This is a genomic window from Hyunsoonleella sp. 2307UL5-6, from assembly GCF_047345485.1.
Lineage (GTDB): Bacteria > Bacteroidota > Bacteroidia > Flavobacteriales > Flavobacteriaceae > Jejuia.
In genome coordinates, this window is sequence record NZ_JBLFEN010000002.1 from 321,493 (window position 1) to 341,282 (window position 19,790).

The 19,790-nt window shown below is 35.0% G+C and carries 17 protein-coding genes; 14 read left to right on the forward strand and 3 right to left on the reverse strand.

Going from position 1 to position 19,790, the window contains the following annotated elements; all coding sequences use genetic code 11:
- The first annotated feature begins 53 nt into the window (after positions 1 to 53).
- From ilvB to ACKGJY_RS04915, 6 genes are all read left to right on the forward strand, one after another.
- Positions 54 to 1,787 (forward strand): biosynthetic-type acetolactate synthase large subunit, encoded by a 1,734-nt coding sequence (gene ilvB / locus ACKGJY_RS04890; RefSeq protein WP_413972736.1) that lies wholly within the window; start codon positions 54 to 56, stop codon positions 1,785 to 1,787.
- A gap of 48 nt (positions 1,788 to 1,835) precedes the next feature.
- Positions 1,836 to 2,369 (forward strand): acetolactate synthase small subunit, encoded by a 534-nt coding sequence (gene ilvN / locus ACKGJY_RS04895; RefSeq protein WP_413972737.1) that lies wholly within the window; start codon positions 1,836 to 1,838, stop codon positions 2,367 to 2,369.
- Positions 2,370 to 2,437: 68 nt separating this feature from the next.
- Positions 2,438 to 3,913, forward strand: coding sequence for a ketol-acid reductoisomerase (gene ilvC / locus ACKGJY_RS04900; RefSeq protein ID WP_413972738.1), 1,476 nt, complete (start codon positions 2,438 to 2,440; stop codon positions 3,911 to 3,913).
- A 171-nt stretch (positions 3,914 to 4,084) separates the two neighbouring features.
- Positions 4,085 to 5,677 carry an NADP-dependent glyceraldehyde-3-phosphate dehydrogenase gene (locus ACKGJY_RS04905; RefSeq protein ID WP_413972739.1) on the forward strand — a complete coding sequence of 531 codons (1,593 nt, stop codon included), beginning with the start codon at positions 4,085 to 4,087 and terminating at the stop codon, positions 5,675 to 5,677.
- A 116-nt stretch (positions 5,678 to 5,793) separates the two neighbouring features.
- A complete protein-coding gene (gene azu, locus ACKGJY_RS04910; RefSeq protein WP_413972740.1) occupies positions 5,794 to 6,309 on the forward strand; it encodes an azurin in 516 nt (171 codons plus the stop codon).
- 105 nt (positions 6,310 to 6,414) lie between these two features.
- Positions 6,415 to 7,653: an NAD(P)/FAD-dependent oxidoreductase gene (locus ACKGJY_RS04915; protein ID WP_413972741.1), complete on the forward strand. Its 1,239-nt coding sequence runs from the start codon at positions 6,415 to 6,417 to the stop codon at positions 7,651 to 7,653.
- A 12-nt stretch (positions 7,654 to 7,665) separates the two neighbouring features.
- Here the strand turns inward: ACKGJY_RS04915 and ACKGJY_RS04920 are convergent, their stop codons facing one another.
- Genes ACKGJY_RS04920 through ACKGJY_RS04930 form a run of 3 tightly spaced genes read right to left on the reverse strand, consistent with a single transcriptional unit; the run spans position 7,666 to position 10,797 of the window.
- Entirely contained in the window at positions 7,666 to 8,451 is a 786-nt protein-coding gene (locus ACKGJY_RS04920) for a DUF1080 domain-containing protein (RefSeq protein WP_413972742.1), read from the reverse strand.
- The gene (locus ACKGJY_RS04925) at positions 8,451 to 9,080 is read right to left on the reverse strand and encodes a gluconate 2-dehydrogenase subunit 3 family protein (protein ID WP_413972743.1); all 630 of its coding nucleotides are present in this window, start codon (positions 9,078 to 9,080) and stop codon (positions 8,451 to 8,453) included. Before ACKGJY_RS04925 ends, ACKGJY_RS04920 begins: the two co-directional genes overlap by 1 nt.
- A gap of 4 nt (positions 9,081 to 9,084) precedes the next feature.
- A complete protein-coding gene (locus ACKGJY_RS04930) occupies positions 9,085 to 10,797 on the reverse strand; it encodes a GMC oxidoreductase (RefSeq protein ID WP_413972744.1) in 1,713 nt (570 codons plus the stop codon).
- Positions 10,798 to 10,987: 190 nt separating this feature from the next.
- Between ACKGJY_RS04930 and ACKGJY_RS04935 the strand changes: the two genes are divergently transcribed.
- The 8 genes from ACKGJY_RS04935 (at position 10,988) to proC (ending at position 19,790) form a co-directional block, all read left to right on the forward strand.
- Positions 10,988 to 11,968: a sugar phosphate isomerase/epimerase family protein gene (locus tag ACKGJY_RS04935; RefSeq protein WP_413972745.1), complete on the forward strand. Its 981-nt coding sequence runs from the start codon at positions 10,988 to 10,990 to the stop codon at positions 11,966 to 11,968.
- Between the two features lie 19 nt (positions 11,969 to 11,987).
- Positions 11,988 to 13,160 (forward strand): MFS transporter, encoded by a 1,173-nt coding sequence (locus ACKGJY_RS04940; protein ID WP_413972746.1) that lies wholly within the window; start codon positions 11,988 to 11,990, stop codon positions 13,158 to 13,160.
- Positions 13,161 to 13,167: 7 nt separating this feature from the next.
- Positions 13,168 to 14,313 carry a Gfo/Idh/MocA family protein gene (locus tag ACKGJY_RS04945; RefSeq protein ID WP_413972747.1) on the forward strand — a complete coding sequence of 382 codons (1,146 nt, stop codon included), beginning with the start codon at positions 13,168 to 13,170 and terminating at the stop codon, positions 14,311 to 14,313.
- Positions 14,314 to 14,445: 132 nt separating this feature from the next.
- Positions 14,446 to 15,498 (forward strand): sugar phosphate isomerase/epimerase family protein, encoded by a 1,053-nt coding sequence (locus ACKGJY_RS04950; protein ID WP_413972748.1) that lies wholly within the window; start codon positions 14,446 to 14,448, stop codon positions 15,496 to 15,498.
- A gap of 359 nt (positions 15,499 to 15,857) precedes the next feature.
- Complete coding sequence (locus tag ACKGJY_RS04955; protein WP_413972749.1) at positions 15,858 to 16,445, forward strand: GNAT family N-acetyltransferase; 588 nt, start codon at positions 15,858 to 15,860, stop codon at positions 16,443 to 16,445.
- A gap of 8 nt (positions 16,446 to 16,453) precedes the next feature.
- Complete coding sequence (locus ACKGJY_RS04960; RefSeq protein ID WP_413972750.1) at positions 16,454 to 17,629, forward strand: argininosuccinate synthase; 1,176 nt, start codon at positions 16,454 to 16,456, stop codon at positions 17,627 to 17,629.
- Positions 17,630 to 17,686: 57 nt separating this feature from the next.
- Complete coding sequence (gene argC, locus ACKGJY_RS04965; protein ID WP_413972751.1) at positions 17,687 to 18,670, forward strand: N-acetyl-gamma-glutamyl-phosphate reductase; 984 nt, start codon at positions 17,687 to 17,689, stop codon at positions 18,668 to 18,670.
- A gap of 325 nt (positions 18,671 to 18,995) precedes the next feature.
- Positions 18,996 to 19,790 (forward strand): pyrroline-5-carboxylate reductase, encoded by a 795-nt coding sequence (gene proC / locus ACKGJY_RS04970; protein WP_413972752.1) that lies wholly within the window; start codon positions 18,996 to 18,998, stop codon positions 19,788 to 19,790.

Below are 19,790 nucleotides of genomic sequence, written 5' to 3' on the forward strand. Positions count from 1 at the left end.
AAAATAAGAATCATAGAGTAAAGCGAAAATCTCATAAATTTAAGATTGAGATTATGAATACAGAAACGATAAAAAAAGAAGAAAATAAAACAGCAAAAACTGAGCGTATAACAGGTGCTGAAGCAATAATTCGCTGTTTAATTGCAGAAGGTGTTGATATACTTTATGGATACCCAGGAGGTGCTATAATGCCAGTATATGACGAATTATATAAATATCAAGGTAAGATACATCATGTATTAACGCGACACGAACAAGGTGCTGCACACGCAGCCCAAGGTTATGCAAGAATCTCAGGTCGTGTAGGTGTTGCCATGGCAACATCTGGCCCAGGTGCTACAAACCTAATTACCGGTATTGCAGATGCACAAATAGACTCTACACCTATTGTATGTATCACAGGACAAGTTCCTTCTCATTTATTAGGTACAGATGCTTTTCAAGAAACAGATATTGTTGGTATTTCTACGCCTGTAACAAAATGGAATGTACAAGTTACCAAAGCTGAAGAAATACCAGAAGCTATAGCGAAAGCATTTTATATTGCTAAAAGCGGAAGACCCGGTCCTGTGCTTATAGATATTACAAAAGACGCACAATTTGCTGAATTTGATTTTAAATATGAAAAATGTACGGCAGTACGTAGCTATAAACCAGCTCCAAAAACTGATATAGCACAAGTAAAAACTGCTGCTAACCTAATTAATAATGCAAAAAAACCAATGATTGTTTGGGGGCAAGGGGTTATTTTAGGAAAAGCAGAAGCTGAATTAAAAGCTGTTGTAGAAAAATCTGGAGTACCAGCAGCTTGGACTATTTTAGGTGCCTCTGCCTTACCTACCTCTCACCCACTAAATGTTGGTATGGTTGGTATGCATGGTAATTACGGGCCTAATAAATTAACTAACGAATGTGATGTGCTCATTGCTATAGGTATGCGTTTTGACGATCGTGTTACCGGAAGTTTAGATACCTATGCTAAACAAGCAAAAGTTATTCATTTTGATATAGACCCCGCCGAGATTAACAAAAATGTAACCGCAGATGTTGCTGTTTTGGGAGACTCTAAAGAAAGTTTAGCATTATTATTAGAGGAATTAAAAGATAATTCTCATGAGTCTTGGCATCAAGAATTTAAGGATTTATATGCTATAGAATATGATACGGTAATTAAAGGCGATATTTTACCTGAAAAGGAAGGCTTAACTATGGGTGAGGTTTTAAAAGAAATAAACACACATAGTAATGGTGATGCTGCTATAGTTTCAGATGTTGGTCAACATCAAATGATTGCCTGTCGTTACGCAGAATTTAATCATTCTAAAAGTAATATTACCTCGGGTGGTTTAGGTACAATGGGGTTTGCACTACCTGCTGCAATCGGTGCTAAAATGGCAGAACCACATAGAGAGGTGGTTGCTATTATTGGCGATGGCGGTTACCAAATGAATATTCAAGAATTAGGGACTATTTTTCAGCAAAAAACAGCTGTTAAAATCGTGGTGCTAAATAATGAGTTTTTAGGTATGGTACGCCAATGGCAGCAATTATTTTTTGATAAAAGATATGCCTCTACCGAAATGACAAACCCAGATTTTGTAACCATTGCTAAAGGCTATTACATTGAAGCTAAGCGTGTGACTAAACGAGGAGAATTAGCAGATGCTGTTAAAGAAATGATGGCATCAAAATCATCCTATTTTCTAGAAGTATGTGTTGAAAAAGAGGGTAATGTATTTCCTATGATTCCTTCTGGAGCATCAGTTTCAGACGTTAGATTAAGCTAAATTTGCCATCAATTAAAAATTAAGATTACTATTTAATTCATTTTAAAAATGAACGAAGACATAAAAACATTCACCATATCAGTTTATACTGAAAATAATATCGGATTGCTTAACCGTATTTCAGCTATTTTTCAACGTAGACACATCAATATAGAAAGCTTAACTACTTCGCAATCAGAAATTAAAAACGTAAATCGTTTTGTGATAGTGGTAAAAATTACAGAGGCGCAGGCAATTAAATTAGTTGGGCAAATAGAAAAACAAGTAGAAGCTATTCGTGCCTATTATCACACCAATGAGGAGACAATTTTTACAGAGTCTTGTATGTTCAAAATTAAATCTGAATTGCTATTCGATGAACCACAAATTCAAAATATTATTAAGGAAAGTGATTCTAGAATAGTAACTGTAAACAAAGAATTTTTTGTTTTAGAAAAATCTGGAAGACGCTTTGAAATAGAAGAATTAAGAGAAAAATTTGAGGTTTTTGGTATCATGCAATTTGTACGATCTGGCCGTATTGCTGTAACTAAAGATGAAATGAAGGTTTCAGAATTACTAGAAGCATTTAAAAATCAATAATAAATTAAAATTAAATAAATCATCATTTTTTTAATGATGCAAACAGACTATTAAATCAATACATAAAAATGGAAAATTATTTTAACACACTTACATTAGCTGGTAAACTAGACCAATTGTCTAAATGTAGATTTATGGATCCTTCAGAATTTGCTGATGGTGTAAATGCATTAAAAGGCAAGAAAATTGTAATTGTAGGTTGCGGTGCTCAAGGCTTAAACCAAGGTTTAAATATGAGAGATTCTGGTTTAGATATTTCTTATACGTTGCGCGAAGCAGCAATAAAAGAAAAGCGTGCATCTTTTGTAAATGCTACCGAAAACGGATTTACAGTAGGCACTTACGAAGAGCTAATACCAACAGCTGATTTAGTGTTAAATCTTACTCCAGATAAACAACACACTAATGTTGTTAATGCTGTAATGCCTTTAATGAAAAAAGGAGCAACTTTATCGTATTCTCACGGTTTTAATATCGTAGAAGAAGGGATGCAAGTGCGTGAAGATATTACTGTAATTATGTGTGCACCTAAATGCCCAGGCTCTGAGGTTCGCGAAGAATATAAAAGAGGTTTTGGTGTGCCAACTTTAATAGCTGTTCACCCAAATAATGATCCAGAAGGGAAAGGTTGGGCACAAGCAAAAGCTTATGCTGCAGCAACTGGTGGCGATAGAGCTGGTGTTTTAGAATCATCTTTCGTAGCAGAGGTAAAAAGTGATTTAATGGGAGAGCAAACCATACTTTGTGGTTTATTACAAACGGGTTCTATCCTTTGTTTTGATAAAATGGTTGAGAATGGTATAGAACCAGGATATGCATCAAAATTAATTCAATACGGTTGGGAAACTGTTACTGAAGGTTTAAAATATGGTGGTATTACACACATGATGGATCGTTTATCTAACCCTGCAAAAATTAAAGCTTTTGAGTTGTCAGAAGAATTAAAAGATATTATGCGTCCGTTATTCCAAAAACATATGGATGATATTATGGAAGGTCATTTTTCTAGCGGAATGATGGCAGACTGGGCAGATGGTGATGCAAAATTATTAGGATGGAGAGCTGCAACTGGCGAAACTAATTTTGAAAAAACACCTGCTGGTGACATGGAAATTAGCGAACAAGAATACTATGATAACGGTGTTTTAATGGTAGCTTTAGTTAGAGCTGGTGTAGAATTAGCGTTTGAAGCTATGACAGAATCTGGAATTATTGATGAGTCTGCTTACTACGAATCGTTACACGAAACACCACTAATTGCAAACACCATTGCAAGAAAAAAGTTGTTTGAAATGAACCGTGTTATTTCTGATACAGCTGAGTATGGTTGTTATTTATTCGATCACGCCTGTAAACCATTACTAGCCGATTTTATGAAAACTGTAAACACAGATGTTATTGGTAAACCATTTGCAACTGATAATGGAGAAGGTATTGATAATGCTAAGTTAATTGAAATCAATGCTACCTTAAGAAATCATCCTGTTGAGAAAATAGGAACATTTTTAAGAGCATCTATGACGGCTATGAAGCCAATAGTATAACATTTAAAATAATCCAACTAAACTAAACTAGACATTCTAAATGTTGCAAAACCTCGCATGTATACACATGTGAGGTTTTTGTTTAATTTTTACTTTTGAAATTACTTGTATTGCAGCATTTGAAATTTAAATAATGAATACCTTAGCAATACTTAAACTAAACAAAAACTTATGAATACTACAGAAACTAAAATTCCTAAGAAATTTCAAATAGACGATATATTACATCAAACCACATATTTAGTTGATGGCGATTTAAAACAGTGGCATGGAGACACTGCAGAAATTTATTCTACAATTTCTTCAACTAAAACCTATAAACCTACGTTACTAGGAACCATTCCCCAATTAGGAGAAAGTGAAGCTTTAGAAGCTCTTAACTCAGCAACCTCAGCATACGACAATGGTAAAGGACTTTGGCCAACAATGAAGGTTGAAGATAGAATTGCCTGCATGGAAAAGTTTGTAGCACAAATGAAAACAAAGCGGGACGAGGTTGTAAAATTATTAATGTGGGAAATTGGTAAAAATCTACCAGACTCTGAAAAAGAATTTGATAGAACTATTGAATATATATACGATACTATTGAAGCTTATAAAGATTTAGATAGAGATTCTGCTCGATTTGAAAAACATGCAGGAGTACATGCACATATACGTAGAGGGCCAATTGGTGTTGTTTTGTGTTTAGGACCTTATAATTATCCATTAAACGAAACGTTTTGCTTACTCATTCCTGCTTTAATTATGGGGAATACCACCATTTTTAAACCTGCTAAAATAGGCGTATTATTAATTTCTCCACTGTTAGAGGCGTTTCAAAATAGTTTCCCAAAAGGCGTGGTTAATATCGTTTATGGGCGTGGTCGTGTATTAGCAACACCAATTATGCAATCGGGAAAAGTAGATGTATTGGCTTTAATTGGCAATTCTAAATCTGCAAATGCCTTACAAGCAGAACACCCTAAGGGAAATAGGTTGAGAATGGTATTAGGTTTAGAAGCCAAAAACCCAGCTATAGTATTACCTGATGCTGATTTAGATTTAGCGGTTGAAGAATGTATTGCTGGAACACTATCCTTTAATGGGCAACGTTGTACAGCACTAAAAGTACTATACGTTCATGAGTCGATTGTTGAAGAATTTAACAGACGATTTGCCTATAAAGTAGATCAATTAAAATTTGCAAATCCTTGGGAAGATGGTGCAAAACTAACACCACTTCCTGAAGCTGATAAACCAGCATATATTCAAGGACTAATTGATGACGCCACTAAAAAAGGCGCTAAAATTTTAAATAAAAAAGGAGGCGATACTACAGATAATTTTATTTTTCCAGCGGTATTGTTCCCTGTAAATAAAGAAATGGATGTATTTAAGGAAGAACAATTTGGACCTGTAATACCTATTGTACCATTTTCTGATATAGACGAACCTTTAGATGATATGGCAGAGTCTGATTACGGACAACAAGTGAGTTTGTTTGGTAAAAATGTAAACACGTTATCGCCTTTAATTGATACTTTGGTAAATTTAGTGTGCCGTGTAAATTTAAATAGTTCATGCCAGCGTGGGCCAGATGTTTACCCGTTTACTGGTAGAAAAGATTCTGCAGTAGCAACCCTTAGTGTTACTGATGCGCTACGCTCTTTTTCTATTAGAACATTTGTCGCTTCTAAGGATAACGCATACAACAATGCTATTTTAAATGAACTATTAGATCAGAAAACATCTAATTTTATTAGTACAGATTATATACTTTAATATAATAATAGTATAAACTATAAGTTTTATTTAGTTAATTTTTTCATAATGCATCAAAACAAAAAACACAATTAAACGCTTATAATTATCTTTGCAAAAACAAAACTTATAAAGTTATGAAAACGATTAAATATCTATTTACAGGAGTTTTAGCGGCAACATTTTTATTTAGTTGTGGTGGTGATAAAAAGAAAGAAGCGCCAAAAGAAAAAATTAAATTAGGCACAAAAAAAGAGGAGAAAAAAGTTGATGACAATGTAGCTAATTTAGTAATTGCAGGAAATGATGCGATGCAATTTGACAAAAAAGAGCTTCGCGTTAAAGCAGGACAAAAAGTAATACTAACATTACGCCATACAGGTAAAATGGACGTAAATGTTATGGGGCATAATTTAGTTATTTTAAAGCAAGGAGTTAATCTTACTGCTTTTGGAAATAAAGCAGCTACTGCAAGAGATAACGGCTATATTCCTGCAGGTGCTGAAGGAGATATAATTGCAAACACAAAACTAATTGGTGGCGGACAAACAACGTCTATAGAGTTTGATGCGCCGGCAGCTGGCACTTACGATTTTCTATGTAGTTTCCCAGGGCATTATGCCTTAATGAAAGGTAAATTCATCGTAGAATAAACACAAAGTGAATAAAGAATAATAATTATACCTAAAGTGCTTTATTGTTTTAATAAAGCACTTTTTAGTTTAAGACTTAATGAAGTTTGATTAAAAACAAAGTTAATGGATAAAAACATCGTAATTATAGGTGCAGGAGTTAGTGGTTTAATAGCAGCATTGCAATTAGAAGCGTATGGTTATAAACCAACAATTTATGAAGCCGATACGCGTGTTGGCGGGCGCGTGCAATCTGATACAGTAAATGGTTATGTTTTAGATAGAGGCTTTCAAGTGTTACTAAGCGCGTATCCGATGGCGCAAAAGTATTTAGATTATGAAAAACTCAGTCTTAAATCGTTTGTATCAGGGTCGTATATATTTAAAGATGGTAAACGCCTTTGTATTGGCGATCCTTTACGTGATGTATCCTTATTAGGAACTACGTTATTCTCTTCTGTAGGATCATTTTCAGATAAGATTAAAGTCTTCAAATTAAAACGAATGCTTCACAAAAAATCAATTGATGCTATTTTTGAAGCTGAATCTATAACAACCTTACAATACTTACAACGCTTTGGTTTTTCAAACGCAATTATAAACGATTTTTTTAAACCATTTTTTACAGGGATTTTTCTGGAAACAGAATTAAGCACATCCTCTAGAATGTTTGAGTTTATTTTTAAAATGTTTGGAGAAGGTAATGCTGTAATTCCACAAAAAGGTATTCAAGAGATACCTAATCAATTACTTAATCAACTAAAAAACAGCGAAATTAAATATAAGCATAAAGTTAAAAGCGTAAGAGACAATACAATTATTTTAGAGGATAATACTGAAGTCACCCTCGATTATTGCATAGTTGCTACAGAAGCTTCAAACATTATTTCAAACTTAAGCAGTACCACACTTACATGGAAAAGCACACAAACTTTATATTTTGAAGTAGATGCATCTATGGTATTTCCAAAGTATATGATTGGTTTACTTGCGGGTAATGAAAACAGTCTTATTAATTCCATCTCATTTCCATACAGTGAAGCTAATGCCAATAGGTTACTATCCGTTAGCGTAGTAAAACAACATAATTTAGATGAAACAGCACTTTTAGCACAAATTAAACAAGAGCTAAATACTCATTTTAATATTACAACACTAAAGCATTTAAAAACTTACCATATAAAAAATGCATTGCCAGCTATTGAAAATGTTTGCTACAGCGTTTTTCCTTCGGAAACACAATTAACCAATTCCATTTATCTTGCTGGAGACACTTTACTCAATGGTTCTTTAAATGCTGCAATGCTTTCAGGAGAGTTAGCTGCCAAGGCTATTCATCAAAAAATAAGTGGATATATGGAGTAAAATAGGTCACTTTTAATCTTCTAAAATCAAAAGCTCTATAGTCTTGAATTCTACAGGATGGCTTTCACTTTGCAATGAAATATAGCCACCTATTAAAGGTTGATTTTCTTTAGATTTCCATTTATCGCCTGTATTAACGGCGCCACCACCAATATGAGGTTTAGTATATTCTAATACCTTTTCTCCATTTATAAAATGCTTGATTACAGAATCGTTTCTTACTTCAATGTCTACATGTACCCATTGCTCGCCATGATATGTTTTTGAGCTTGATTTTATAATGTGTTCTGTAACCAGAGAATCTTTGTAAAAAACATGTGTTCCAGGAGTACAAAGATTTCCAGTAGATCGCTCATCAACGCCATTACCACCTAAAAGTTGAACTTCAATGGAGACGGGAAAGTTCTGTTCTAGATCCATATATTTTGGATTTTCACAATGAATCATAATACCGCTATTTCGTAATGCCCAAGGTCTTCCGCCTGCAATCTGTTCGCCTGTAAAACGATAATCCATTCTAAATTTATAGTTGCTATACGGTGTTTTATAAAATAAATGTCCGAAAGCATTATGAAAAGAATCATACGCTTTGTAAGATACTTTTAACACCTCATCTTCCACTATAAACGTGTTATTGTAATTCTCTCCAAACGGATAGCCTTTTATTTTAGGCGTCCAGCCCTCCAAATTTTTGCCATTAAATAAGGGGATCCATTGTTCGTTTTGCTTACAAGAATACACTGTACTAGCTAAAATGAAGCTAAAAACGAATAATAAGATTAAATTTCTTCTCATCATTACAAAGACCAAGCATTACCATTTGGGACATCTTCTAAAGGAATACAGCCTAATTGCTGTCCAGGTATTGGATCATAATTCAAAACCTCCTCACCTACCTTTTCAGAGGTAAAATACCCAAATAATGTATATCTTCTAACTGATATTAAAAATTTGTAAAGTATATAATTGTCTTTTTCTGTATTAGGTAAAGCTTCTAAATAAAGTTTTTGTTGGTTTAAAATCTTCTTAGTAGCATTTTTAGAAAGGTTAAACAAAGACGTTAAAAGAGTATCGAACTGCGTTTTTTCTCCATGTTTAGCTTCTGTATTAAACTCAGTTTTAAATAGTTTAGAAAATACTAAAGCACCTTTTTTAAATAAATCTTGATTTCCTTTTTGTTCAATATCATGATACATCATATCGATAAACTGCGGAACATTCACATCTAAAGCGCCAGGTGTATCTGTAGTTGGTAAAATAATATCAACTAAATGCGTCACTATATGTTTTTCTTCAGAAGATAAAAAAAGTGGTTTCCAGCCACTATCTTCCGCAGTACAAGACGATAATATGTTTAAAATAGTTGGTGTTGCAACCGTATATCCTAAGCCAATACTTAAATTTTTTAATGCTGTTCTTCTATCCATAGTACTACGCTTTTTTATGCTTTTTAAATTCTGATGCCGCATAATTTGCAGCTCTAGCGGTTATAGCCATATAGGTTAAAGACGGGTTTTGGCATGCAGAAGATGTCATACAAGCACCATCTGTAACATATACATTGGGTACAGTATGTATTTGATTGTATTTGTTAAGTACAGATGTTTTTGGATCGTGCCCCATTCTTGCAGCTCCCATTTCATGAATTGCGATTCCTGGAGTACTTTCGTGGTTATGCCCTTTAACATCTTTAAAACCAGCAGCTTTTAGCATTGCTACGGCTTGTTGTTCTATATCTTCTTTTATTCTAAATTCGTTTTCTCTAAACGTTACATGAAAATCTACAGTTGGCAAACCCCAATCGTCAAGTTTGTCGTAATTTAATTCTATTCTATTGTCGTGGTAAGGCAAACATTCACCAAAACCAGTCATACCTATACGCCAGTGTCCAGGTTTCATAAGTTCATCTTTTAAGTTTGCGCCAAAACTAAGTTCTCCCATGCCACTTCTCCAATTTGTTCTACTTGCTCTACCTTGATAGCCATAGCCTCGCAAAAATCCTTTTTGTTTTGTTTTTTTATCAATATTTCTAAAACGCGGAATATAAAAACCATTAGGTCTTCGCCCTTTGTAATACATGTCTTCAAAACCTTCAACTTTTGCCGAAGCACCAGATTTAGAGGTATGATCCATAATATTATGCCCTAGTTCGCCGCTATCATTTCCTAATCCGTTAGGGAAACGCTTCGATTTAGATTGCATTAAAATACTAGCGCTCCCAATCGTAGAAGCACAACTAAAAATTATAGAAGCTTTAAAAAATATTTTTTCGCGGGTTTCAGCATCAATAATGCGCACACCAGAAGCGACGCCTTTTTCATCATCATACACAATCTCATAAGCAATAGAGTTGTGTCTCAGGTGCATGTTACCTGTGCGTTCTGCTGCTGGTAAGGTAGAAGAGTTACTACTAAAATAACCTCCAAACGGACACCCACGCACGCATCTATTTCTAAATTGACAATTAGAACGCCCTTCATGCATAGCATTTCCTGTTTTATGTGCTGTTCGTCCTATCGTTAACAACCGATCATCAAAATTTTCTTTTATTTTTTGTTGAAGCTCCAGTTCTACACAATTGAGTTCCATAGGTTTTGATAATTTACCGTCTGGTAATTGCGATAGTCCTAAATTTTGACCAGATACACCGATGAATTCTTCTACCTTATCATACCAAGGTGAAATATCTTTATAGCGAATAGGCCAATCTACACCGTGTCCGTCTTTTTTATTGGCTTCAAAATCTAAATCACTTAAACGATACGATTGTCTCGCCCACATAAGTGAACGTCCACCTACATGATACCCTCTAATCCAATCAAACGGTTTGGGTTCATTGTAAGGATGCTTAAAATCATCAACAAACCAATGTTGACTAAAAGGACTGAGTATATAAGATTTATTTTGTTTGGGCTGTTTTTTCACCTCTTCAGGATTTTTAACTCCGCGATGTTTTTGATCCCATGGGTCATCATACATAGTCGGGTAATCTTCAATATGTTTTACCATTCGTCCACGATCTAAAACAAGTGTTTTAAGTCCGTTTTCACATAATTCTTTCGCGGCCCAACCACCACTAATTCCAGTACCAATAACAATGGCATCATAAACAGTTGGGTATTCGGTTATTTCTTCTTTAATCATTTATATTTTTACAAATTTAAAATTGATAAAGTTGATTATTTTGTGGTAATTTGACAATCTAATTTACTAAAATAAGAGAAATTAATAATTTAATTCTTGTTTATTTAAAAATTAATTAATTTACATAGTTTGAAGGTTTAACTCGTTTTAAGATTAAGATTTTATATCTTTCATTCACAAAAAACAACAAATGGATTTAAAAATATCAAAAAATAGTTTTCCAAAGTGTATACTATCGGTTAGTTTTATTTTAATACTGTTTTCATGCGGAAACAAAAAACGGCAGTTAGATGAACAACAGGATAGCGTAGTAGAGATAAAAAAAGAAACCTCTGCCTTTAAGTTGTCATTAGCGCAATGGTCATTAAATAGAGAAGTAAGAGAACAAGGAATAAGTCCATTTCTTTTTGCGCAATCTGCTAAAGACATGGGTTTTGAAGGTGTAGAATACGTTAGTCAATTATACACAAAAGAAGTTGAAAAATTAGGTTTTGATAGGGTTATAGATTCATTGAAAATTTTGAGTGAATCCGTTGGCGTTGAAAATGTATTAATTATGGTAGATCATGAAGGTGATTTAGCAGATCCAGATTTAGAAAAAAGAAATTTAGCTGTTGAAAACCATAAAAAATGGGTTGATGCAGCGCAAAAATTAGGAGCACATGCCATACGTGTAAATACGTTTGGTACTAATGATCCTGAACTTTGGAAAGAAGCAGTCGTGGATGGCTTAAAAAAATTAGCAACGTATGCAGCTACAAAAAATATCAATGTATTATGCGAAAATCACGGATGGTTATCGTCTGATGCACCAAAACTTGTAGACGCCATTAAAACTGTAAATATGGACAATTGTGGCACGTTGCCAGATTTTGGAAATTGGTGTATTAAACGAGCAAAAGGAGAGAATTGGGGAGATTGTTTAGAGGAATACCCAGATAAATATGAAGGCATAAAAATCATGTTACCGCTTGCAAAAGCTATAAGTGCTAAATGTTACGATTTTGATGATGCAGGAAATGAAACCACTATTGATTTTGCCCATATGATGTCGCTTATAAAAGCCTCTGGTTATAAAGGTTATATCAGTGTTGAATACGAAGGTAAAGTGTTAGCTGAAAGAAAAGGTATTTTAGCTGCAAAAGAGTTATTGTTAAAACATTTCAACTAAACAAACTAAATAATTTTAAATGGAAACTATTAATAAAAATAGACTTTTTCTCGCCAGTTGTTTAGCTTTAATAACAACAGCGATGACCTTCGCTATTCGTGCGCGTTTAGAAACTGTTTTCGGGCCAGAAGGCGTTGGGCTTACATTAGAACAAATAGGCTACGCTTTTGCACCTGCCTTTTTTGGTTTTACTATTGCTATGATTATTGGTGGTCCATTGGTTGATTTATTAGGAATAAAAAAAATAACGTGGATGGCGTTTATCACGCACGCCATTGGTATAGTTTTAACGCTTTTGGCAGATTCCATGACCTCTCTATTTATTGCAACCTTATTTATTGGTATTGGTAACGGTTTTGTAGAGGCGGCATTAAACCCTATGGTAGCATCTATGTATCCAGAAGAAAAAACAAAAATGCTGAATAGATTTCACGTGTGGTTTCCAGGTGGTATTGTAATTGGCGCTCTTGTAGGCTGGTTAGTTATGGATGTTATGGATTTAAGTTGGCAAGTTATGGTGGGTACATTATTTATTCCATTAGTAATCTATGGCATTTTGTTTTTAGGACAAAACATGCCAGTAACCGAACGCGTGCAAATGGGTATCAGTAACAAAAAAATGTTCTCTAGCGTATTAAAACCCTTGTTTTTATTTATGGTGGCGTGTATGTTTTTAACTGCCGCCTCGGAATTAGGAACAACGCAGCGTATAGAGTCTTTATTAAAAGAATCGGTTGCTGCACCATTGTTGGTATTGGCATTTATAAACGGTATTATGGCATTAGGACGTTTGTTTGCAGGACAAGTGGTGCATAAATTAAGTCCGTCGGGAATGTTGTTGTATTCTGCAATTTTTACCTTTATTGGCTTATGGTTATTAACCATTACCAGTGGAGGAATGACCTTTGTGGCAGCGGCAGTTTTTGCCATAGGTGTTACGTTCTTTTGGCCAACAATGCTTGGTTTTGTGGCCGAATATTTACCAGAAACTGGTGCGTTAGGCTTGTCTATAATGGGAGGTGCAGGTATGTTTTCGGTATCTCTTGTACTGCCAATAATGGGAAATCTTATGGATAATGCTAGTGCCTCAGAAGCACTAAGAACGATGTCTATATTACCAGCAATATTGATTGTCGCATTTTTAGGATTGCACCTTTACATGAAAAAACGAAATACTAAAATAGAAGCTTAAATAGAATATGAGCAGAAAATTAAGAATGGGAATGGTTGGCGGAGGTGCTGGCTCTTTTATTGGAGATGTACACAGGAAAGCCGCAGCTATTGATGGGATGATAGAATTGGTTTGTGGTGCGTTTAGTAGTACTGCTGAAAAATCGATTGCCTCAGGATTGGCATTGCATTTAGATAAAAGCAGATGTTACGGTACTTTTGAAGACATGATAAAGACTGAAGCAACATTGCCAGAAAACGAGAGAATGGATTTTGTGGCAATAGTTACGCCAAATCACATGCATTTTCCACCAGCTAAAATGGCTTTAGAGCATGGGTTTCATGTGGTATGTGATAAACCTGTAACCTTAACTTTAGAGGAAGCTGAGGCATTGCAAGATGTTGTTGAAAAGAGTGGAAAGTTATTTGCTCTTACTCATAATTACACTGGAAATTCCATGGTGAAGCAAGCCAAAGCGATGGTGGCTAAAGGCGAATTAGGAACGATTAGAAAAATTCAAGCGCAATATTTACAAGGTTGGTTATCAACCTCTTTAGAAAAGACGGAACAAAAACAAGCCGCATGGAGAGTTGATCCTAAACGTTCTGGAATTGGCGGTGCTTTAGGTGATATTGGAACGCATGCAGAGAATTTAATTGAATTTATTACTGGTTTAAAGATTGAAGAGATTGCTGCGGATTTAGGACGATTTGGCGAAGGACGAATTTTGGATGATGATGGTAATATGCTGATTAGAATGGAAAACGGAGCGAAAGGCACAATTTCTATTTCGCAAATTGCTTTAGGTGAAGAAAATAATTTAGGAATTAAAGTTTATGGTACCAAAGGAAGTTTAGAGTGGCATCAAGAAAACCCGAATGAACTGATTACACGTTGGTTGGAAGAAACTAAAAAAGTATACACACCAAACGGCAATGGTTTGCATGATGAGGCTTTGGAAGTTTCCAGAATTCCTGCAGGACACCCAGAAGGGTATTTGGAGGCCTTTGCAACGATTTACAAGAATTTTGCAACGCATTTAAATTCGGTTAATGAAGGGAAATCTATTGAAAAACCAGATTACCCAACAATTGATGATGGTATTAGAGGTATGAAATTTATTTACGCAGCTGTGGAGAGTGATAAGAACAATGCTGCTTGGAAAAAGATATAATTGAAATCTAGATGTAGACCTCACAGGTTTTAAAAACCTGTGAGGTCATAGAAAAATAGAATCTAAAAGGTTACTAAAACATAAATGTTAATTTAAAAAACGCCTTCCCTTTGGGGAGGTCGGAAGGGGATTATGAAAACAATAAAAGGACCAGCAGTGTTTTTAGCACAATTTGCAGGAAGTGAAGCACCATTTAATAGTTTAGATGGTATGTGTAAATGGGCAGCAGACTTGGGCTATAAAGGGATACAAATACCCACATGGGAAACGGGGTTAATTGATATTGAAACCGCTGCTAACAGCGAGACCTATTGTGATGAGCTTAAAGGAAAAGTGAACTCGTATGGCTTAGAAATCACTGAATTGTCTACGCATTTACAAGGACAATTAGTAGCTGTAAATCCAGCGTATGATACTATGTTTGACGGTTTTGCACCAGAAGCGGTAAGAGACAACCCGAAAGCTAGAACAGAATGGGCAATAGATTTTGTAAAAAAAGCGGGAACAGTAAGTAAACGATTAGGTTTAAAATCGCACGCCACATTTTCGGGAGCTTTGATGTGGCATACGGTGTATCCTTGGCCGCAACGTCCTGCTGGATTGGTGGAAATGGGCTTTAAAGAATTGGCTAAACGCTGGTTGCCAATTTTAAATCATTTTGATGAGCAGGGTGTGGATGTGTGTTATGAAATTCATCCAGGAGAGGATTTGCACGACGGCATTTCTTATGAGCGTTTTTTAGAGGCTTCAGGAAATCATTCGCGTGCTAATTTGTTATACGATCCTAGTCATTTTGTGTTGCAGCAATTAGATTATTTGTCATTTATAGATATTTATCATGAGCGTATTAAGGCATTTCATGTGAAGGATGCGGAGTTTAATCCAACGGGAAAACAAGGTGTTTATGGCGGGTATGCCGATTGGAAAGATCGCGCAGGACGTTTTAGAAGTTTAGGTGACGGACAGGTAGATTTTAGCGGCATATTTTCAAAACTCACTAAATATGGATTAGATTTATGGGCTGTGATGGAATGGGAATGTTGTATAAAATCTTCTGAACAAGGCGCTAGAGAAGGCGCTCCATTTATTCAAAAACATGTTATTGAAGCGGCAACACGAAGTTTTGATGATTTTGCTGGAGGTGATATTGACACCGATTTTTTGAAAGGTATCTTAGGCATATAGTTGATAATATCACAACTATAAAGCATAAGATATTTGTTTTTATAGTTGTGTAATTCATAATAAGTTGTAATTTTGCCACTTATATTAACGAAAGGGGCTCACGCCGACGATTTAGAGTTAATAGTTAAGGTGGTTATTCAGTGGAAACAGGAAACAACATATCTTTTATCTCTTATGCTTTAGTAGTAAATACTGATGCAGTTGTTGTACGTTTTCCTCAAAATCGCCCCTAGTGGGGTGTATCTTTTTATGAAAGCAGTTCGCTTTCTAAGTTTCGTTTTTTTTTAGAGTATAAATTTTAAAAGCTAAAAAGCTTTCTAAACCTATTTGCTATAATTTGATTTAGCAATAATTGAAAAATGAATTCAATATTGGACATTGAAAAAAATACGGTAGTAGATAACGCTAAGGCCTTTTGTAAAACTAAAGGATTAGAGGTTGTGTTTACCAATGAGATTCCTAAAACAGAGTTGCAGATGATCTCAGAACGCACCAAAAACTTACCAGCTATGTATCATGCAAGTGTTGGTATGTTACTGGACCGTCTTAAAAACGGATGTTTTCTCATTATTAAAGATGGTGTCATTTACGGACATATTTTTGCGCATAGGCATACTATAGAAAAACATTCGGTTTATGAACGTTCTTCTTTATGGGTGCACAAGCAATACAGAAATAATAATTTGGGCCTGCTTTTGATGGATTGCTTAACCAAAAAATTCTCTAAAGAGTTTTTAATTTCAATAGCCCAAGATGCTACAGTACATCATAATAATGAATTATTAGGTATGCGATTTATTACGCTAAAAGATTTATCTCCCGTTTTAATTGAAACCCTAGAAAAACTAGGAAAATTAAGAGACGAATACAAATATAAATATTACGTTAATCCTTATTTCGAGTCAAAAATTAATCAATTTAATAAGATTCTTAAAAATAAAATTTAAATAGATTCATGAAAAAGTTAGTCATAGCATATAGTGGCGGATTAGATACTTCGTATTGTGCGGTAAGTTTATCTAAAGAATATGATGTACATGCTGTAAGCGTAAATACAGGAGGTTTTACTGCTGAAGAGATTAAATATATTGAAAGTAATGCCTATAAAATGGGTGTTACTACCTATAAAAATATTGATGCTGTAGCTACATTTTACCAAAAAGTAGTGAAGTATTTAATTTTTGGAAATGTATTAAAAAATGCTACATACCCACTTTCTGTTAGTGCAGAACGTATTATACAAGCTATTGAAATTATAGAATATGCTAAAAGTATTGATGCGGAATATATTGCACATGGCAGCACGGGTGCTGGTAACGACCAAGTACGTTTTGATATGATTTTTCAAACCTTAGCACCTGGTATCAAAATTATTACACCAATTAGAGACCAAAAATTAACACGACAGGAGGAAATTGATTATTTAAAATCTGAAGGTATTGATATGCCTTGGGAAAAATCTAAATACTCTGTAAACAAAGGCCTTTGGGGTACTAGTGTTGGCGGTGTTGAAACTTTAAAATCTGAAAAACCATTACCAAGTGAAGCGTATCCGTCTCAATTAGAAAAAGACGATGAAAAAAAAGTAACGTTGACGTTTGAAAATGGTGAATTTGTAGCACTAAATGGCGCAAAAAATACGCCTGAAATTAATATTGAGACATTAAATGATATCGCTTCGGCTTACGCCATTGGTAGAGATATTCACGTAGGTGATACTATAGTTGGCACAAAAGGGCGCGTTGGTTTTGAGGCTGCGGCTGCTTTAATTACCGTAAAAGCACATCATTTATTAGAAAAGCATACGCTTACAAAATGGCAATTACAACATAAAGAATATTTATCTAGTTTTTACGGTATGCATTTACATGAAGGGCAATATTTAGATCCTGTAATGCGAGATATAGAAGCGTTTTTACAAAGTTCGCAAAAGATGGTATCGGGTGATGTTACTGTCACTTTAAAGCCGTATCATTTTTCTTTAGATGGAATTGTATCTAAACACGATTTGATGTCGAGTGAGTTTAGTACGTATGGTGAAGAAAATAAAGCTTGGACAGCAGATGATGCTAAAGGTTTTATTAAGATTTTAGGAAATCAGAATAAAATATATCAGCAAGTTAATAAATAAGGTTGATTTGCTAGTTCGTTGAGTTGTTTAAACGATTCAACAATTAAACGTAAAAAAATGAAGAGTTTAAAAGTAGGAATCATAGGAGGTGCAGGCTATACCGCAGGAGAATTAATTAGGTTATTAATTAATCATCCTGAAGTTGATATTGATTTTGTGTTTAGTACAAGTAATGCTGGGAATAAAATTAGTAAAGTACACCAAGATTTAGTTGGGTCTTTAGATTTGAAGTTTACAGATACAGTGAATCCTAATATTGATGTGTTATTTTTATGTTTAGGGCATGGTAATTCTGTAAAATTCTTGTCAGCTAACACGTTTTCTGAAAACACGAAAATTATTGATTTAGGAAATGATTTTAGACTAGAGGCTGATAAGGTTTTTGAAGGTAAAACTTTTGTTTATGGTCTGCCAGAATTGAATAAAAATGCTATTGTAAATGCTAAATATATTGCTAATCCAGGTTGTTTTGCCACGGCTATTCAATTGGGATTATTGCCTTTGGCGGATGCTGGTTTGATTAATAAAGATGTGCATGTTAATGCGGTTACTGGTGCCACAGGCGCAGGAACATCATTATCTGCAACAACACATTATACGTGGCGCGATAATAACTTTTCGTATTATAAACCGTTTACACATCAGCATTTGGGAGAGATAAATCAGTCGGTGAATCAATTGCAAAATGATTTTTCTTCTGAAATTATTTTTATGCCAAATAGAGGTAATTTTTCAAGAGGTATTTTTGCGACGATTTATACCGATTTTGAAGGCTCTGTTGAGGATGCTAAAGCCATTTATAAATCATTTTATAAAGACGCAAAATTTACGTTTGTATCAGACGATTTTTTACACATGAAACAAGTGGTAAACACCAACAAGTGTTTGGTACATTTACATAAGCATAATGGCAAATTATTAATTACAAGTACGATTGATAATTTGCTAAAAGGGGCTTCTGGACAAGCAGTACAGAACATGAATTTAATGTTTGGATTAGAAGAGACGACTGGATTAGGATTGAAGGGGACGTATTTTTAATCCCCACCTTCCCGAAGCCCCACCTAGCCTCCCCAAAGGTGAGGAATGGATTGCGGAGAGTTGTTTGAATTTTAAGACCTCACAGGTTTTAAAAACCTGTGAGGTCTGGAGAATAAAATATAAGTAAGAGTGGTGTTCTCCTCCTTCGGAGGAGTTAGAGGAGGCCTCGTTTGAGTGGCGCGTTAGGGATTGCAGAGGAAAGCCCACAGCCCGACGCAGGAGGTGCGAGGACTTGGAACGTAAAGCCCGACCCCTTGTGGGTAACCTGCCTGCGATACCGCAGGTAGGCAGGCGCCATAATAAAGAATAAAAAAAGTATTTAGACATGAAAATAGCAATAATTGGAACAGGTAATTTAGGGAGTTCGATTGCGAAGGGACTAATCAAAAATAAGTCGTTTACATCGTTATACTTGAGCGATAAAAACACATCGCAAGTCAATGAATTTGTGGATGAAGCTTACGTAACGATTACCAATAGCAACACAACGGCTGTAGAACAAAGTGATGTTGTAATTTTTGCGTTACAGCCACGTCATATAGAGGGTGTTTTGCAAGATGTGAAATCTTTAATTAGAGAAGATCACGTCATCATGTCTGTCGCTGCTGGGTTTTCAATTTCTAAAATTGAAAGTATTATTGGTGATGATAAGCATATTATTCGTGTAATGCCTAATACCGCGATTTCGATTGGTAAATCGATGACTTGTTTGTCGGCAAATGCCGTGGGGCAATTAAAGCTAGAATTGGCGAAAAGCATTTTTAACCAGCTAGGAACTACCATGGTGATTCCAGAGGAGCAAATACAGGCGGCAACGGTAATTTGTGCTAGTGGTATTGCGTTTTGGATGCGCTTGGTGCGTGCTACCACCCAAGGTGCGATTCAATTAGGCTTTGAGGCGGAAGAAGCGCATCAACTAGCATTACAAACCTGTTATGGTGCGGCAAGTTTATTAAAAGAATCTGGAAGACACCCAGAGGCAGAAATTGATAGGGTAACCACACCAAGTGGTTGTACTATTGAAGGTTTAAATGAAATGGAGCATCAAGGATTGAGTTCTGCATTAATTCAAGGAATTACAGCTTCGTTTGAAAAAATTAATCAAATTAAAAAGAGTTAA

What these genes read in the sequence shown, in the direction of transcription:
- ACKGJY_RS04935 (WP_413972745.1), top strand. Translation starts at nt 10,988, where the DNA reads ATGGATTTAAAAATATCAAAAAATAGTTTTCCAAAGTGTATACTATCG.
- ilvC (WP_413972738.1), top strand. Translation starts at nt 2,438, where the DNA reads ATGGAAAATTATTTTAACACACTTACATTAGCTGGTAAACTAGACCAA.
- ACKGJY_RS04955 (WP_413972749.1), top strand. Translation starts at nt 15,858, where the DNA reads ATGAATTCAATATTGGACATTGAAAAAAATACGGTAGTAGATAACGCT.
- ACKGJY_RS04960 (WP_413972750.1), top strand. Translation starts at nt 16,454, where the DNA reads ATGAAAAAGTTAGTCATAGCATATAGTGGCGGATTAGATACTTCGTAT.
- ACKGJY_RS04920 (WP_413972742.1), bottom strand. Translation starts at nt 8,451, where the DNA reads ATGATGAGAAGAAATTTAATCTTATTATTCGTTTTTAGCTTCATTTTA.
- ACKGJY_RS04945 (WP_413972747.1), top strand. Translation starts at nt 13,168, where the DNA reads ATGAGCAGAAAATTAAGAATGGGAATGGTTGGCGGAGGTGCTGGCTCT.
- ACKGJY_RS04925 (WP_413972743.1), bottom strand. Translation starts at nt 9,080, where the DNA reads ATGGATAGAAGAACAGCATTAAAAAATTTAAGTATTGGCTTAGGATAT.
- ACKGJY_RS04940 (WP_413972746.1), top strand. Translation starts at nt 11,988, where the DNA reads ATGGAAACTATTAATAAAAATAGACTTTTTCTCGCCAGTTGTTTAGCT.
- argC (WP_413972751.1), top strand. Translation starts at nt 17,687, where the DNA reads ATGAAGAGTTTAAAAGTAGGAATCATAGGAGGTGCAGGCTATACCGCA.
- azu (WP_413972740.1), top strand. Translation starts at nt 5,794, where the DNA reads ATGAAAACGATTAAATATCTATTTACAGGAGTTTTAGCGGCAACATTT.
- proC (WP_413972752.1), top strand. Translation starts at nt 18,996, where the DNA reads ATGAAAATAGCAATAATTGGAACAGGTAATTTAGGGAGTTCGATTGCG.
- ilvN (WP_413972737.1), top strand. Translation starts at nt 1,836, where the DNA reads ATGAACGAAGACATAAAAACATTCACCATATCAGTTTATACTGAAAAT.
- ilvB (WP_413972736.1), top strand. Translation starts at nt 54, where the DNA reads ATGAATACAGAAACGATAAAAAAAGAAGAAAATAAAACAGCAAAAACT.
- ACKGJY_RS04905 (WP_413972739.1), top strand. Translation starts at nt 4,085, where the DNA reads ATGAATACTACAGAAACTAAAATTCCTAAGAAATTTCAAATAGACGAT.
- ACKGJY_RS04950 (WP_413972748.1), top strand. Translation starts at nt 14,446, where the DNA reads ATGAAAACAATAAAAGGACCAGCAGTGTTTTTAGCACAATTTGCAGGA.
- ACKGJY_RS04930 (WP_413972744.1), bottom strand. Translation starts at nt 10,797, where the DNA reads ATGATTAAAGAAGAAATAACCGAATACCCAACTGTTTATGATGCCATT.
- ACKGJY_RS04915 (WP_413972741.1), top strand. Translation starts at nt 6,415, where the DNA reads ATGGATAAAAACATCGTAATTATAGGTGCAGGAGTTAGTGGTTTAATA.